Origin of the sequence: Corynebacterium sp. MSK006 (assembly GCF_030232385.1) — a bacterium.
Classification (GTDB): domain Bacteria; phylum Actinomycetota; class Actinomycetes; order Mycobacteriales; family Mycobacteriaceae; genus Corynebacterium; species Corynebacterium frankenforstense_A.
Genome location: NZ_JASPJZ010000021.1, coordinates 3,184 through 18,921 on the forward strand (window position 1 = coordinate 3,184; position 15,738 = coordinate 18,921).

14 protein-coding genes are annotated in these 15,738 nt (G+C 73.9%); 9 read left to right on the forward strand and 5 right to left on the reverse strand.

Annotated features, from left to right (window positions below; genetic code table 11):
• A partial coding sequence (locus tag QQA02_RS10440; protein WP_502870993.1) for a 3-phosphoshikimate 1-carboxyvinyltransferase occupies positions 1–655 on the reverse strand: 655 nt, incomplete at its 3' end.
• Between the two features lie 18 nt (positions 656–673).
• Here QQA02_RS10440 and QQA02_RS10445 point away from each other — a divergent pair.
• The 3 genes from QQA02_RS10445 to rsrA all read left to right on the forward strand — a co-directional run bounded on the left by QQA02_RS10445 (position 674) and on the right by rsrA (position 2,336).
• Positions 674–1,348 (forward strand): SOS response-associated peptidase, encoded by a 675-nt coding sequence (locus tag QQA02_RS10445; RefSeq protein WP_284864249.1) that lies wholly within the window; start codon positions 674–676, stop codon positions 1,346–1,348.
• A gap of 61 nt (positions 1,349–1,409) precedes the next feature.
• Positions 1,410–2,051 (forward strand): sigma-70 family RNA polymerase sigma factor, encoded by a 642-nt coding sequence (locus QQA02_RS10450; RefSeq protein WP_284775607.1) that lies wholly within the window; start codon positions 1,410–1,412, stop codon positions 2,049–2,051.
• 3 nt (positions 2,052–2,054) lie between these two features.
• Complete coding sequence (gene rsrA / locus QQA02_RS10455; RefSeq protein ID WP_284864250.1) at positions 2,055–2,336, forward strand: mycothiol system anti-sigma-R factor; 282 nt, start codon at positions 2,055–2,057, stop codon at positions 2,334–2,336.
• A gap of 139 nt (positions 2,337–2,475) precedes the next feature.
• On the opposite strand, the gene QQA02_RS11730 is transcribed toward rsrA, so the two are convergent.
• Together QQA02_RS11730 and QQA02_RS10460 are read right to left on the reverse strand one after the other, a co-directional pair.
• The gene (locus QQA02_RS11730; RefSeq protein WP_415684509.1) at positions 2,476–2,550 is read right to left on the reverse strand and encodes a 50S ribosomal protein bL37; all 75 of its coding nucleotides are present in this window, start codon (positions 2,548–2,550) and stop codon (positions 2,476–2,478) included.
• Between the two features lie 123 nt (positions 2,551–2,673).
• Entirely contained in the window at positions 2,674–2,931 is a 258-nt protein-coding gene (locus QQA02_RS10460; protein ID WP_075663404.1) for a WhiB family transcriptional regulator, read from the reverse strand.
• Positions 2,932–3,439: 508 nt separating this feature from the next.
• On the opposite strand from QQA02_RS10460, the gene QQA02_RS10465 reads away from it, so the two are divergent.
• Positions 3,440–3,943: a hypothetical protein gene (locus QQA02_RS10465; protein WP_284776091.1), complete on the forward strand. Its 504-nt coding sequence runs from the start codon at positions 3,440–3,442 to the stop codon at positions 3,941–3,943.
• A gap of 166 nt (positions 3,944–4,109) precedes the next feature.
• On the opposite strand, the gene QQA02_RS10470 is transcribed toward QQA02_RS10465, so the two are convergent.
• Positions 4,110–5,372: an Rv3212 family protein gene (locus tag QQA02_RS10470; RefSeq protein ID WP_284864251.1), complete on the reverse strand. Its 1,263-nt coding sequence runs from the start codon at positions 5,370–5,372 to the stop codon at positions 4,110–4,112.
• Complete coding sequence (locus tag QQA02_RS10475) at positions 5,369–6,706, reverse strand: DEAD/DEAH box helicase (protein ID WP_284776096.1); 1,338 nt, start codon at positions 6,704–6,706, stop codon at positions 5,369–5,371. Before QQA02_RS10475 ends, QQA02_RS10470 begins: the two co-directional genes overlap by 4 nt.
• A 137-nt stretch (positions 6,707–6,843) precedes the next feature.
• Between QQA02_RS10475 and QQA02_RS10480 the strand changes: the two genes are divergently transcribed.
• The 5 genes from QQA02_RS10480 (at position 6,844) to QQA02_RS10500 (ending at position 15,630) form a co-directional block, all read left to right on the forward strand.
• A complete protein-coding gene (locus QQA02_RS10480; RefSeq protein WP_284776098.1) occupies positions 6,844–7,071 on the forward strand; it encodes a DUF3107 domain-containing protein in 228 nt (75 codons plus the stop codon).
• 90 nt (positions 7,072–7,161) lie between these two features.
• Positions 7,162–8,022, forward strand: a complete 861-nt coding sequence (locus QQA02_RS10485; RefSeq protein WP_284864252.1) for a DUF3152 domain-containing protein — start codon at positions 7,162–7,164, stop codon at positions 8,020–8,022.
• The gene (locus QQA02_RS10490; RefSeq protein ID WP_284864253.1) at positions 8,019–8,975 is read left to right on the forward strand and encodes a TIGR02569 family protein; all 957 of its coding nucleotides are present in this window, start codon (positions 8,019–8,021) and stop codon (positions 8,973–8,975) included. The genes QQA02_RS10485 and QQA02_RS10490 overlap by 4 nt, the downstream gene beginning before the upstream one ends.
• 3 nt (positions 8,976–8,978) lie before the next feature.
• Complete coding sequence (locus QQA02_RS10495; RefSeq protein WP_284864254.1) at positions 8,979–12,197, forward strand: PD-(D/E)XK nuclease family protein; 3,219 nt, start codon at positions 8,979–8,981, stop codon at positions 12,195–12,197.
• On the forward strand, positions 12,190–15,630 hold the full coding sequence (locus QQA02_RS10500) for an ATP-dependent helicase (protein WP_284864255.1): 3,441 nt from the start codon (positions 12,190–12,192) through the stop codon (positions 15,628–15,630). The genes QQA02_RS10495 and QQA02_RS10500 overlap by 8 nt, the downstream gene beginning before the upstream one ends.
• The last annotated feature ends 108 nt before the right edge of the window (positions 15,631–15,738 follow it).

A 15,738-nucleotide genomic window follows, 5' to 3' on the forward strand; every position in this document is an offset into this window, starting at 1 on the left:
GCACACCGGCGGTGCGCAGCATGTCGACGGTCATCTCGATGTGGGGTACCGAGGGCAGCCGCCCGCCCTGGTGGCGCACGGTGATGCCCTCCTCGAAGCAGGCGCCGGCCAGCAGCAGCCCGGAGACGAACTGCGAGGAGCCGGAGGCGTCAATGGTGACCTCGCCGCCGCGGGCCGCGCCCCCGCGTACCGTGCAGGGCAGCGCGTCGCCGTGGACCTCCACGCCGAGGTCGCGCAGGGCGTTGAGGATCGTGCCCATCGGGCGGCGGCGCGCCTGGGCGTCGCCGTCGAAGACCACGTAGGCGCCCTCCGGGGTCAGCGCGGCGATCGGGGGCACGAAGCGCATCACCGTGCCGGCCAGGCCGCACTCGACGGTGCCGCCGCGCAGCGGGCCGGGGTCGACGGCCACCGTCGTCGAGGCGGTGCCGTGACCGGGCTCGTCGGAGTGGATCCGCGCGCCGATGGCGCGCAGGGCCTCGGCCATTAGGTGGGTGTCGCGGGAGTGCAGGGCGCCGGCGATCTCCGAGGGGCCGGAGGCGAGGGCGGACAGCACGAGCGCCCGGTTCGTGATGGACTTCGAACCGGGTACATGTTGGCGCCAGCGGACCGGGCCGCGGGCGGCGGGGGCGGGCCAGGGCGGGACATTTTTACTCACACCCTCATAATAGAGAGCATGTGCGGAAGGTTCGTCCTGTTCACCACCGGGGAGCGCCTCCTCGACGCCGTCGGCACCCTGCCGGGCGTCACCGAGGTGCGTGCGCCGCGCGACACCCCGCCGGCGCGCTACAACATCGCCCCGACCCAGATCGCCCCCGTCGTCCGCCTCGGCGGCGAGGCCAACTCCGAGGCGCTGGTGGAGCCGGCGCGCTGGGGCCTGCTGCCGCACTGGAAGCGCGACGAGAAGGGCCCGACCCTGTTCAACGCCCGCTCCGAGACCGTCGCCGAGAAGCCCTCCTTCCGCGACGCCTTCGCCAAGCGGCGCTGCGTGATCCCCATGGACGGCTACTACGAGTGGCACGAGAAGGTGCCGCACTTCATCAGCCGCGACGACGGCGGGCTGCTGTGGGCCGCCGGGCTGTGGGACACCGGGCTGGACCAGCTGTCCTGCACCATCGTGACCACCGCCTCCGCCGGGCCGTTGGAGTGGCTGCACGACCGCATGCCGTTGCTTCTCGACGCCGCGTCGGCCGCCGCCTGGTGCACCGGCTCGGCCGGGTCCGCCACGGAGATGCTGGCGCCTGCGGTGCCCACGCTGCGCGCGCACCTTCAAGACCGGCCGGTGCGACGCGACGTCGGCAATGTCTCCAACGACTTTCCCGGGCTCCTCGACGCCGTCGAGGCGGAGTAGACGCGCCCGGGCCTAGAATGGTTCCCCGACCCCGACCGTGGAAAGGACGGTGGCCCGGCAGATGGCGGACAGTGACGTCGAGGACGACACGCGGCTGCGCGAGCGCTTCGAGAGCGAGGCGCTGCCGCTGCTCGACCAGCTCTACGGCGGTGCGCTGAAGATGACGCGCAACCCGGCCGACGCGGAGGACCTGGTCCAGGAGACCTACATGAAGGCCTTCCGGGCCTTCGGCTCCTTCAGACCGGGCACCAACCTCAAGGCGTGGCTGTACCGGATCATGACCAACGCCTACATCAACACCTACCGCAAGAAGCAGCGGCGCCCGCAGCAGACCTCGACCGACGAGATGACCGACCACCAGCTGTACACGACGTCCTCGCACGACTCCTCCGGGCTGGAGTCCGCGGAGGTCGCGGCGCTGAAGAACATCCCGGACCAGGAGATCGTCGACGCGCTGAACTCGCTGTCGGACGACTACCGCATGGTCGTCTACTACGCCGACGTCGAGGGGCTGGCCTACAAGGAGATCGCCGAGATCATGGGCACCCCGCTGGGCACCGTGATGAGCCGGCTGCATCGGGGAAGAAAACAGCTGCGCGGTTTGTTGAAGGGGGTGGCACACGAGCACGGCATCGGGCTCGACCACCCCGACATGGCCGAACCGGCGGAGAACGCCGCGAAGACGAAGAAGCAGGAGGCGTGAGCGATGACGTCCGGACACGACGGGCACGGCGAAGGGTGCACCTGTGACTGCGACAGCGTCGAGCGCAAGCTCGCCGCGCTCCTCGACGACGAGCTGACCGCCGCCGAGTGCGCGCAGCTGCGCGCGGAGATCACCGCGTGCCCCGAGTGCGCGGCCGGCCTCGAGCTCGAGGAGGCGCTGCGTACGCTGCTGCGCACCTGCTGCGGGGCGGACCACGCGCCGAGCCGGCTGCGCGAGCGGGTGACCTACCAGCTGCGGGTCACCACGGTGCGGCGGTACAACTAGCTGCGGTGGGGCCGCTCCGCGGCGGTGGGACGGCTCCGCCCTCCCGCCCAATAAAACGAAGGCGCGGCCGGGATCCTCTGGGGGATCCCGGCCGCGCCACCTTCGACTTCGCTCCGCCTAGCGGGGGCGGTCGATCAAGCTAGCAGTTGGGCCGCTTGCCGTGGTTCGACTTCTTCTTGCGGCGGTCCTTGCGCTTGCGTCCGCGCTTGCTCATGGGGCACCTTCCTTGCTGGGCGGTTGGGTTTCTTTGTCGCTCACACTGTAGTGCCGGCGGGCACGACCGCGGTAATCGGGGTCGGCCGATCAGGCGGCTCAGGGTGAGGGGAGCGGGTGGGGCCTAGACGGCGACGCGGGTGCGGCGGCCGCGCTTGTTGCGGCGCTTGAGCGCGCGGCGCTCCTCCTCGGACAGGCCGCCCCACACGCCGGCGTCCTGGCCGGTCTCCAGGGCCCAGGCCAGGCACTGGGAGGTGACGGGGCAGCGGTTGCAGACGAGCTTCGCCTTGGCGATCTGGGCCAGGGCGGGCCCGGAGTTGCCCACGGGGAAGAACAGTTCGGGGTCCTCGTCGCGGCAGACGGCCTTGTGACGCCAATCCATTTCGGGTCAGTCTCCTTAGGAAGTCTCGGGTTACAGAAAAATGCAGTGGGAAACGATCGGTGAACGGGACCGGGCGCACCAGAGACACATCCCCGCCCGCTCGTGGGGATGCGCATTGTTTAAGCTCTCGGGCGAGTGCGTGCGGGGCGGGATCGCACGGGGAACGGACCCCCGGCTCGCTCCGCAACGGTTCACTCGGCGTTAACCCGCTGGCGCTCTCGGGTTAAGGGCCGGTTTTCCAACCGGTTGCTTTTGCTGATTGTTGATCATGGCACGGTTACGTACTCTTGGCTAGAGTTACACCGAAAATGTGTCCGAAGTTACAGTATATACTTGGCCTCCGGCACGATCGGGGGCGGATATAGCTCTGAAAAATTACTGAGGGGAACCTTGGTAAAACGGTTTGGCCAGCGGAAACTAACCCGCGCGACTGAGTACGCGCGCCACGGCGGCGTCAAATTGCCTCGCCCCGGTCGCCCGGAAGGCCCCGCCCGATAGGATCGAGGCCGTGAACAAGACCAGTCCCAGCCCGAAAAGCGGACCCGCCACGACCCCGGCCCGTGCGGGCGGGCGCGTCCCCGTGCCCGCCACCGTGCGCTATGCCGGGATCATCGCCTGCGTGCAGTCGGTGGTCGTCATCGCCTACGCCATCCTGCTGCTTGCCCGGCAGGTCCTCGGCGAGCGCGGCGCCGACATCGTCAGTGAAGCCGGCGGCAACGCCGGTTGGGTCGCCACCGGCACCGCGGTCTTCCTGCTCATCGTCTTCGGCGGCGTCTTCGCCGGCGGTCTCGGGCTGGCCCGCGGCACCCACCGCTGGGGCCGCGGCCCGGTGATCATCCTGCAGATCATCTTCCTGCCGATCTCCTTCAGCATGTTCGGCGCCGGGGCCTGGCCGCTCGGCGTGGTCACCCTCGTCAGCGCCGTGGCCATCCTGGTCCTGCTGTTCAGCCCGGCCTCCGTGCACTGGGCCGCCGCGGCCTTCGACACCACCGGCCCCGAGCAGCGGCGCTGAGGCGGACACCGCAGACATCGTGGATCCGGCGGGCCCGCAGGGCCCGCCCGCCCACGCCGCAGGTACGCGCCGGCGGTGAGCGGCGCGACGTCGTCAATTGACCGGGAAACCCCCGCTCACCCGGAGAACCGGGTGCGCGGGGGTCTGCTCCGCGGGAACGGCGGCTTCAGAGCACGCGCAGGGCGGCCAGCTCGTCGTCGCGGCGCTCGATGACGCGGTCGCCGGCCAGGGCCAGGTCCACCTCGCCGGTGTAGCCGGCGCGGTCGACGGGGATGGTGTGCTCGACCTTCCCGGTGTCCCAGTCGGCCACGGCCAGGCCCTCGGCGGTGGGGTAGACCAGGCGGCCGCCGACGGCCACGCCGGTGCCCGTGGCGTCCTCGAGCACGTGGGCGACCTCGAGGTTGTCCGGGTGCATCAGGTGGAGGCGCTCGCCGTCGAACCAGCTCATGTGGTGCGGCAGGTCCGCGGTGCGGGGCAGGAAGAGGCCCTCGAGGGTGCCCTCGTCGGCGGGGGGGCCGATCACGGGGGCGTCGGCGACGTCGCGGGAGAGGCGCTCGGTGCCGTCCTGGGCGAAGCTGCGCAGGCGCGGGGCGGGGCCGGGCTCGAAGACGGCCGCGCCGTCCTGGCCGACGGCCACCAGGCGCGAGCCCGAGGCCAGCGCGACCTCACCGTCCATCTCGGGGGCGCGGGAGTCCTCCGGGGTGGTCGCCTGGAAGCGCAGCCAGGTGTGCTCCGGGTCGTCGGGGCAGTCCTCGGTCACCGCGAGCAGCTCGGTGCGGGTCAGCGCCGAGTTGATCACGCACTCCTCGTGGGGCTGCTGCTCCGGCTCCTGCTTGGCGGGCACGTCGCCGTACTCGACGGTGCGCACCAGATCCGAGCGCCACAGCTCGACGCGCTCGGGGGAGGCCACACCGACGCGGCTGTTGGAGACCACCGAGGCGACCTCGTCGGGCGCCGGGGCGGAGCGGGTCGCCGAGTAGGAGCCGTCGGCGGCGTGCAGGGAGACGGCGTCGCCGCAGCCGGCCTCGGCGGCCGGGTCGCGGAAGACAAGCACGGCCGTCGACCACGCCGCACCGGCCGCACAGAGTTCGCGGTCGGCGCGAGTGTAGGACCACAGCTGCGTGCCGTCGGGAGCCAGGCCGCGGGCGCCGTGCTCCTCGGGCACCACGGTCACGCCCTCGATGACGATCGGGCGGGTGGTGCCGGGCGGGGACAGGGCGGGGGTGGACCAGTCGGCCTCGACGGCGGTGGGCGAGGAGCCGGGCTCGTCGGGGATCGCGGCCGAGGCTTCGGCGACGGTGTGGTTGACCTCGCGCACGGAGGCGGTGAAGACCACACCGAGCACGGCGGCCACCGCGACGACGGCGATGACGGCTGTGGCGATCAGGTCACCGCGGGTGCGCCGCAGCGGCGCGCCGGCCCCGCTCAACGGCGGTTCCTTCCGCGTCCGCGGCCGCCGTGGCCACGTCCGCGGCGGCCGTGACCGTGGCCGCCACGGCCGCTGCGCTCCTCGCCGGGGGCGGGCAGGCCGAAGACGCGGCGGGCCCGGCCCACGCGGTCGGGGGCGTCGTCGGGAATGTCGAGCGCCTCGCCGAGCTCCGGGGAGGTGGAGAACCAGCGCGGCGGCTCGGCCATGTCCAGGCCGACCTCGTCGTTGATCGCGGACCACTTCGCGGCCTCGTCGTAGCCGATCAGGGTCACGGCGGTGCCGGAGTGGCCGGCGCGTCCGGTGCGCCCGATGCGGTGGATGTAGGTCATCGGGTCGTCCGGGGTCTGGTAGTTGATCACGTGGGTCACGTCGTCGACGTCGATGCCGCGGGCGGCGACGTCGGTGGCCACGAGGATCTCCACGATGCCGTCGCGGAAGGCGTTCAGCGACTTTTCGCGCGCGCCCTGGCCCAGGTCACCGTGCACCGAGGCGACGGTGAAGCCGCGGCCGGCGAGGTCCTCGGCCACCCGGGCGGCGGTGCGCTTGGTGCGGGTGAAGATGATGGTGCGCCCGCGCCCGTCGGCCTGCAGGATGCGGGCCAGCACCGCCGGCTTGTCCATGCGGTGCGACAGGAAGGCGACCTGCCGGGTCGAGGCGTGGGTCAGCCCCGACTCGGTGGCCTCGGCGCGGATGTGCACCGGGCGGTTCATGAAGCTGCGCGCCAGCGCCAGGATCGGCCCCGGCATCGTCGCGGAGAAGAGCATCGTCTGGTGCCGGTGGGTCAGGGTGGCCAGGATCTTCTCGATGTCCGGCAGGAAGCCCAGGTCGAGCATCTCGTCGGCCTCGTCGAGCACGAGCACCGCCACGCGGTCCAGGCGCAGCTCGCCGCGCTGGTGCAGGTCCAGCAGGCGGCCCGGGGTGCCGACGACGACGTCCACGCCGGCGTTGAGTGCGTCGATCTGCTCCTCGTAGGGGCGCCCGCCGTATATGGTGGTCACGCGCACCGGCAGGTTCTTCGCGGCGGTGGTCAGGTCGTCGCCGACCTGGTCAGCCAGCTCTCGGGTGGGGGCGACCACCAGGGCGCGCGGGGTGCCGTCGAGCTCCTCGACGTCGGCGGAGTCGAAGACGCGGTCGAGCAGCGGCACGCCGTAGCCGAGCGTCTTGCCCATGCCGGTGCGCGCCTGGCCGATCAGGTCGCGGCCGTCGAGCGCGATCGGCAGCGTGAGCTCCTGGATGGCGAAGGTGCGGGTGATCCCGGCGGCCGCGAGGGCCTCGGTGATCTCGGCGGCGACGCCGAGTTCGGCGAACGTGGGACTGGTACTGACGGCAGACACACCTAGATACTATCGGGCGCGGGCTATGATGGGCCCCATGCCTCGACCCGGGGCCCGGCCGTGCGACGGGCGGGCCCTTTTGACGGGCGGGCGAGCACGAACCCGAGACCAAGGAAAGCGAGCTCTGTTTCAGCAGCATGGAACTCAAGATCGGCTTCAAGGACACTCCGCGTGAACTCGTGATCGACGCCAAGGGCGACGCCGAGGCCGTCTCCGGCGAGGTGCGCTCGGCCCTCGAGCGCGGCGAGGGGATCCTGGAGCTGGAGGACCAGCGCGGCCAGCGCTACCTCCTCCGTGTCTCCGAGGTCGCCTACGCCGCCGTAGGCGCGGACACCCCGCGCACCGTCGGCTTCGCCGGGGCCTGACCCGGCCCGCCGGCGCCCGCCCCGCTGAGCCTTGAATGCCCCGGGCGCGCCGGCACCACCCCGCCCACTTCCTCGACCCCTGGTTGGCTGATGTCTCACGAACCCTGGTACGTCCGCTTCGCGCGGTCCTTCGGCTGGCGCGCCTACGCCATCCCGGTCCTCGCCGTGATCACCGTGTGGGTGCTCATCGACGTCTTCACCGGGTCCGGCATGTCCTCGCCCGAGCAGACCCCGGACCAGGCCGCTGAGTCCTCCACCCTGGAGACCGGCCCGAACCCGGCCGACCAGCCCGACCCGCGCATCGCCGCCGCCGAGCTGCCGGCCGGCGGGCCCTACGCCACGGAGAGCACCGGTGAGTACCGCCTGATCGGCCGGCCCGGCGCCGAGGCGGGCCGGGGCACCGAGAAGACGGTGCGCTACGTCATCGAGGTCGAGAAGGGCGTGGACACCTCGTCGACGGGCGGCGACGACGCGCTGGCGCACATGATCGACGCCACCCTGACCAACCCGGCCGGGTGGACCCACGACGAGCGCTTCCGCTTCGAGCACGTCGGTCCCGACGACGACCCGAACATGCGCATCCAGCTGACCAGCGTGGGCACCACCCACGAGACCTGCGGGCACGACCTGGCCATGGAGACCAGCTGCTTCTACAGCGACGGCAACCGCCTGGTCATCAACGAGGCCCGCTGGGTGCGCGGCGCCACGCCCTTCAAGGGCGACATCGGTTCCTACCGCCAGTACCTGATCAACCACGAGGTCGGCCACGGCATCGGCTTCGCCGCCCACCAGCCCTGCGGCGGCGACGGCGAGCTGGCCCCGGTGATGATGCAGCAGACCCTGAGCCTGAACAACGCCGAGCTGCACTCCTTCGACCCGGAGGAGGTCTACCCGGACGTCGACGAGACCTGCCGCTACAACCCGTGGCCCTACCCGAAGGTGCAGCCGTGACGCGGCGCGCAGAGCCCGGCCGGGACGGCACGGTCCACGACATCTCCGAGGCGCGTGGTACCCGACGGACCGGACGAGAGATTGACGACGCCCGCGACGCAGGCGCGGACCAGGCTTCCGTGGCGGCTGCGGCGGGCGTGCCCACCCACGTGGCGGCGGCCTTCCAGGCCGACGACCGGCAGGCCGCCGTGCCGCTGGGCGCGGCCTGGGACAACGGCTGGCGCCTGGGCACCGTCGCGCTCTCGCGCGCCGTGGGCCCGCACACCACCTGGTCGGCGCGGGTGCGCGAGCGCCTCGAGATCGACGGGCTGCGCGTGGTGCGCCCGGTGCGCGCCACCGACGGCCGCTTCCTGGCCGCCGGGTGGCGGGCCAACCAGTTCGTCGAGGGCGAGCCGGGCGCGCGCGTCGACGAGACCGCCGCGGCCGCCCTGCGCCTCGAGGCCGCGCTGGTCGCCGGCCTCGACGACGGCCTGCCGCTGCCCGAGTCGGACCCGGAGGACGTCTTCTGCGCGGCCGACCGGGCGGCCTGGTCGACCCACGAGCCGCGGGTGCTCGGCGGCGTCGAGGACGGCCTGCACCGCGACCTGCTGCTCGAGCTGCGCGCCGCGCTGGAGCCCGTCGAGGGCCCGGCGGTGCCCGGCCACGCGGACATGCTGGCCACCACCGTCTACGCGCCCGGCAACCCGCCGGCGCTGACCGACCTGGTCGGCGTGATGCACCCGCGCGGCTACACCGCCGCGCAGGTCATCGTCGACGGCCTGCTCGCCGGCGCGGTCGACGCCGGGGTGATCGCCCGCTTCCGCCACGTGCCGGACCTCCACCAGCTGCTCGTGCGCGCCGCGGCCTACCGCGTGTGGGTGCACGTGCTGCTCAGCAGGCCCGAGCCGGCCGCCTCCGCGGCGCTGGCGGAGGTCGTCGATCTGCTCCTGTCGCGCCCGGCTGGCACGCTGTGAGGCATGAGCGAACCCACTGACTTCTCCACGCCGCGCGTGCGCCTCGTGCGCCGCACGGTCGCGGACGCCCCGCGCGACTGGTCGCACCTGACCGACGGCCTGCCGGAGTCGGGCCTGTGGCGGGTCACCGGCCCGGCCGGCTCCGGGGTGACCAGCCTGCTGGTGGACACCGCCCTCAAACGTCTCGACGCCGGCGCAGACCCGGCCGGCGTGCTCGTGATCACCGCCGCCAAGGACGCAGCCGCCCGGGTACGCGACATGATCGGCCGACGCCTGGTCGAGCGCCCCGGGGCCCCGTACGTCTCTGACGCCACCCTGGTGCGACCGGTGCACTCGGTGGCCTTCGCGCTGCTGCGCGCCGGGATCGACGAGGAGATCCGCCTGATCACCGGCGCCGAGCAGGACGCCGTCATCCGCGAGCTGCTCCTCGGCCAGGCAGAGGACGGCACGGGCGCGTGGCCGGAGGACCTGCGCCCGGCGCTGACCTACCTCGGCTTCGCCCGGCAGCTGCGCGACTTCCTGCTGCGCGCCGCCGAGCGCGGCCTCGGCGAGGAGGACCTCGAGGCGCTCGGCGCCCGGCACGGCCGGCCCGCCTGGACCGGGGCCGGGGACTTCCTGCGCGAGTACCGCCGCACCATGAACCTGGCCGGCACCCGCCGGCTCAGCGCATCCGAGCTGGTCGCCCAGGCGCTGAAGCTGGTCACCGAGCGCCCCGAGGTCATTGAGCGTGCCGGGCTGCACACCGTGCTCGTCGACGACGCCCAGCACCTCGACCCGCGCTCCTGCGACCTGGTGGGCCTGCTGCTCGATCACGCCCGTACGACCCCCGGCGGGCTCGGCGTGCTCGCCGGCGACCCGCGCCAGTCGATCTTCCGCTTCCGCGGTGCCTCCCCGGCCTTCCTCACGGACACCGCCGTGGACCACGTCCTCGAGCTCCCCGAGACCCGCCGGCGCCCGGAGACGCGTCTCCTGGTCGCGGACACCGCGGCCACCGAGAACGCGGTGCTCGCCGACACCGTGCGCCGCGCCCACCTGATCGACCGCGTGGACTGGAACGAGATCGCCGTGGTGGTCCGCCAGGCTGGCCAGATCGAGCCGGTGCGCCGCGTGCTGCTCGCCGCCGGGGTGCCCGTGCACATCAGCGCCACCGACCTCGTGCTCGCAGAGCAGCCCATCGTCGCCGGCATGATCCTCGGGGTGCGCGCGCTGACCGAGGAGCTGACCCCCGGCGAGCTGCACGATCTGCTGCTCGGCCCCGTCGGCGGCGCGGACCCGGTCACCCTGCGCCGCCTGCTGCGCGGGCTGCGCCGCTTCGACATGAACGCCCGCGCCGTCGAGACGCTCGCCCGCCTGATCGACCCGGCGGCCGCCCCGGACGGGGAGGAGGCCGCACGCCTTGCCGAGGTGCTCACCGAACGCGAGCTGGCGGTGCTCGGACGCATCCGCGGCGTCCTCGTCGCCGGCCACGAGGCACTGGAGTCCCGCGGCTCGGTCGAGGAGGTGCTCTGGGCGCTGTGGCAGGCCACGGGTCTGGCCGAGCACCTCTCCGCGGTCGCGCTGCGCGGCGGAGCCGCCGGCTCCCAGGCGGACCGCGACCTGGACGCGATGATGGCGCTCTTCGACGCCGCCGGCGACTTCGTCGAGCGCCGCCCGACCGCCGGTGTGGAGTCCTTCGTGCGCCACGTCGCCGAGCAGGAGCTGCCCACCGGCGTGCGCGACCGGCGCGCGGACACCCCGCAGGCCGTGCAGGTGCTCACCGCCCACGCCACCGCCGGGCGCCAGTGGCGCCGGGTGGTCATCACCGGGGTGCAGGACGACCGCTGGCCGGCCCTCGGCGAGACCGGTTCCCTTTTCGAGCAGGAGGAGTTCGTCGACCTGGTCGACCGCGACGTCGACCCGGACCTGCCGGCCGACCCGGAGGCGCCCGCCGGGCGCCGCGAGAAGCTCGCCGAGGAGCGCCGGCTCTTCCGCGAGGTCGCCATGACGCGCGCCACCGAGACGCTGACGGTCACCGCCGTCGACGCCCCGGAGGCCGACGAGCCCACCGAGCCCAGCCGCTTCCTCGAGGAGTACGCCGCGGCGAGCGGCGGGGCCGTGCGCGTCGAGCGGGTCACCCGGCCCGGCGCCGTCGAGGAGGAGACCGGTGCCGCGGGTGCCGATGCCGCCGGTGCCGGTGCCGCCGACGGCCCGGACACCGGGGCCGCCGAGGGTGCCGGCCGCTTCGCCGTACTCTCCGTGCCCGACCTCGTCGCCGAGCTGCGCCGCGCCGTCTGCGACCCGCAGGCCGCCGAGCCGCGCCGCCGCCAGGCCGCCCGCCAGCTGGCACGCCTGGCCGAGGCGGGCGTGCCCGGCGCCGACCCGGAACGCTGGTGGTCGGCCCGCGAGCCCAGCGACACCCGCGATCTCGTCGCCCCGGGCCCGGTCAACCTCTCGCCGTCGCAGATCGAGAAGCTTTCCGAGTGCCCGCTGCGCGCCGGGCTCGAGCGCCTCGTCGAGGGCACCGAGACCGCCCCGCAGCTGACCCGCGGCTCGCTGGCGCACGCCTTCGCCGAGGCGATCGCCCGCGGCGTCGACGCCGACGAGGCGCGCCGCGTGGTCACCGAGGCCTTCGAGGACACCCTCTCGGTGCCCTCCTGGGCCCGGGAGAACGCCCTGGCGGACTGGAAGCGCCTGCTCGACCGCACCGCCTCCTGGATCGCCGTCCGCGACGGCCACTTCGACCTCGTTGGCGTCGAGACCGACGTCGAGGTGCCGGTGGCCCCCGACGTGGTCATCCGCGGGCGTATCGACCGCCTCGAGTGCGAGCGCGACAGCGGCGAGCACTTCGTCGTCGACCTCAAGACCGGCCGCAACGCGGTCTCGGTGAACGACGCCGAGGAGCAGGACCAGCTGCGCGCCTACCAGCTGGCGCTCTCCCGCGGGCGCGTCATCTCTGACCCCGACGACCCCGCGGCCGCGCGCGTGGTCGCCGGCGAGCCGCACCCGGCGATCGGCGGCGCCGTGCTCGTCTACCCGGGCACGGACCAGAAGAAGATCACCACCCGCGAGCAGACCGCCAAGTCCGCCGAGGAGCTCGACGCCTTCGCCGCCGAGCTGCCCGCCCTGGCCGAGGCCCGCCGCGGGCCGCGCCTGGTCGCCCACCTCAACCCGCACTGTTCGACCTGCCGGCTGGCCCCGGTCTGCCCGGCCCAGCCGCGGGGGAGGAGCGTCACCGATGCCTGAGTCCAACCCGCAGAACCGGATCAGCCCAAAGACCCTGGCGGCCCTGCTCGGCCAGCCCTCGCCCACGCCCCAGCAGGCCGCGGTGACCGGGGCGGGCCCCGGCCCGCTGCTCGTCGTCGCCGGCGCCGGCGCGGGCAAGACCGCCACCATGGCCGCCCGTGTCGTCTGGCTGGTGGCCAACGGCCTGGCCGAGCCCGACCAGGTCCTCGGCCTGACCTTCACCCGCAAGGCCGCCCAGCAGCTCGGCCACAAGATCCGCGGCCAGCTCGCCGAGCTCGCTGGCAGCCCCCGGCTCCGCGAGGTTGACCCGAGCGGCGCGCTCGCCGAGCGCCTGGCCGACGCCGCGCCGACGGCCAGCACCTACGACTCCTTCGCGGGCTCCATCATCCGCGAGTTCGGCCTGCTGCTGCCGGTCGAGCCGACCGCGCGCATCATCGGCCAGACGGAGCTCTTCACGATCGCCGCGCAGCTCGTCGAGGACTACACCGGAGTGCTCGAGACCACGGTGAGCACCGGTGCCGTCGTCGAGCGCGTGCTCGCCCTCAACGCTGAGATGGACAACCACCAGGCCGACCCGGAGGACGTCGCGGGCGAGGCACGCGCCTTCATCGCCAACGTCACCGAGCTGCCCAAGGGCCCGCGCCAGCGCGACGCGCTGAACAAGGACATGCAGAAGTGGGTCGACGCCCAGTGCATGCGCATCGACCTGTTGCCGCTGGTGGCCGCGCTGCGCGCCGAGCTGCGCGAGCGCTCGCTGACCACCTTCGCGCAGCAGATGAGCCAGGCCGCGCGTCTCGCGGCCACCCGCCCGAAGGTGCGTGCCGCGCTGCGCCGCCGCTACCGGGTGGTCATGCTCGACGAGTACCAGGACACCTCGCACTCCCAGCGCGTCCTGCTGCGCTCGCTCTTCGGCGCCGACCCGGCCCCGGCCGAGTCCCCGGCGCCGGCCGAGACCGGCGCGCTGACCGTCGACGCCGTCGGCGACCCGATGCAGGCCATCTACGGCTGGCGCGGGGCGACCGCCGCCAACCTGCTCGCCTTCCGCGAGGACTTCCCCGAGGGGGCCGCCCCCGCCCCGAAGGCCGAGCTGACCGTCAGCTTCCGCAACCCCGCCCGCGTGCTCGCCGCCGCCAACGCCGTCTCCGACAGCGTGCTCGGCTCCGCCGAGGGCACCGCACGCCCCGTCGCCCCGCTCGAGCCCTTCGGCGACGAGCCCGGCGAGGTCTCCCTGGGCTGGTACGAGACGATCGCCGAGGAGCGCGCCGCCGTCGCCGGGAGACTCGCCGCGCACTACCGCGCGGCCGCCGATGCCGGCGAGCACTTCACCGGCGCGGTGCTCGTGCGCAAGAACGCCCAGGCCGCCCCCATCGCCGCCGAGCTCGAGGCGCGTGGGGTGCCCGTCGAGATCGTCGGGGTGGGCGGGCTTCTCGACGTCCCGGAGGTCGCCGACGTCGTCGCCGTGGCGACGATGCTGGTGCGTCCCGAGGACAACGCCGCGGCCCTGCGCGTGCTCTCCGGGCCGATGGTCGGCCTCTCGGTCAAGGACCTGCAGGCCCTTGACGGCCGGGCCCGACAGCTGGCCCGGCGCTCCCGCCCGGCCCCGGCGGGGGAGGAGACCACGGGAATTTCCGACGTCCCGGACGCCGCCGCGTCCGTGTCCTCCCCGGAGGACGGCGCGGACACGGCCTGGGCGAACCTGCTCGCCGAGATCGACGAGGCGCTGCCCCCGGACGCCGAGCAGGTCGTGGGCCTGGCCGACGCCGTCGCCGACCTCGGCGAGGGCGCGGGCCTCAGCGAGGAGGGCGCCCGCAGGCTCGCCCGGCTCTCGGCGACCCTGCGCGCGCTGCGCACCCGCTCGATGGGCAAGCCCCTGCCGGAGCTCTTCGCCGACATCGAGTCGGCCACCAGGGTGCGCACCGAGGCGCTCGCCCGCGAGGACCCGGCCGCCGACGGCGCGCCGGGCACCGCGCACCTCGACCGGCTCGGCGCGGAGGTCGCCGCCTTCGCCGCCGTGCCCGGGGCCACCCTGCCGCGCCTGCTGGACTACTTCCGGCTCGCCCGCGACCACGAGGCCGGCCTCGCGCCGGGCGAGGTCTCCGTGCGCGCCGACCGCGTCCAGATCCTCACCGTGCACAAGGCCAAGGGCCTGGAGTGGCGCCACGTCGCCGTGGTGCACGCCGACGACCGGACCTGGCAGGCGACCCCGGAGACCTTCCTGACCCGGCCGCACACGCTGCCGCCGGAGCTGCGCGGCGACGCCGACGAGACCGTTCAGTTCACCCCGGACGCGGAGAACCGAAAGGAGTTCGAGACCGGCGCGAAGGCCTTCATCGAGGAGGTACGCGCCACCGAGGCCCAGGAGGCGACCCGCCTGTTCTACGTCGCGGTCACCCGCGCCGAGAGCACGCTGTCGGTCACCGGTTCCGCGCTCAACGACACCGCCAGCCGGCCCGCGGGGGCCTACGGGATGCTCGAGCTGCTCGCCAAGCACGACCCCGAAAGCGTCGAGGCCTGGTTCGACCCGACCGCGGAGGCCGACGAGGACGCGGAGGCCGCCGGGGACCCCGCCGCCGACGCCGCGGCGGAAGACGCGGCCACGCGCACCACGGCGACGCAGCCCGCGACGCCGGCCGATGGGACGTCGGCAAGCACAGGCCCCGCGCTCTTCCCGGCGGTCGACGCGGATGCCGAGGTGCGCGCCGGCGCCGAGCGGGTGCGCGCCGCCCGCGCGGAGCTTCCCGAGGCCGCCGACGACGAGCTGTCGACGCAGTGGGAGGCCGACGCCACCGCGCTGATCGAGGAGCGCCGCGCGCTCGACGCCCCCGACGTCGAAGTGGAGCTCTCCGGGAGGCTGACCGCCAGCGATCTGGTCAACCTCGGCCGCGACCCGGACGCTTTCGCCCGGCGCCAGCGCCGGCCGGTGCCGTTCAAGCCGAACTCGTACGCCAAGCGCGGCACGGCCTTCCACTCCTGGCTCGAGGAGCGCTTCGGCGGGCAGAGCCTCATCGACGAGGATCAGCTGCCGGGCCTCGGCGAGGAGGAGGTCACCCCGGCGGAGCTGGCGCACCTCAAGGAGCGCTTCCTGGACAGCGCCTGGGCCGAGCGCACCCCGGAACTGGTCGAGCACCCCTTCGAGCTGGCCGTCGGACGCTCCGTGGTGCGCGGGCGCATGGACGCCGTCTTCCGCGACCCCGAGGCCGGCTGGGTCATCGTCGACTGGAAGACCGGGGCGCCGCCGCGCGGGGCGGACCTGCGCGCCGCCGCCGTGCAGCTGGCCGTCTACCGGGAGGCCTTCCGCGAGCTGCTGGCCGCCCGCGGGCGCGGCGACGAACCGGTGCGCGCGGCCTTCCACTACGTCGCCGCCGGCTACACGCTCGAGCCCGCGGACCTGCCCGGGCGTGCCGAGCTGGAGGCCCTCCTCGACGTCGACTGAGCCGGCTGTCGCCGGGTACCGTGGCCGCGCCGTGGCGGCTGCCCGGTGACGCCGCGGCCGCGCCCCGGTGGCGGCCCGCCTGTCACGGGTGCGGACTAGGGTGTGGGG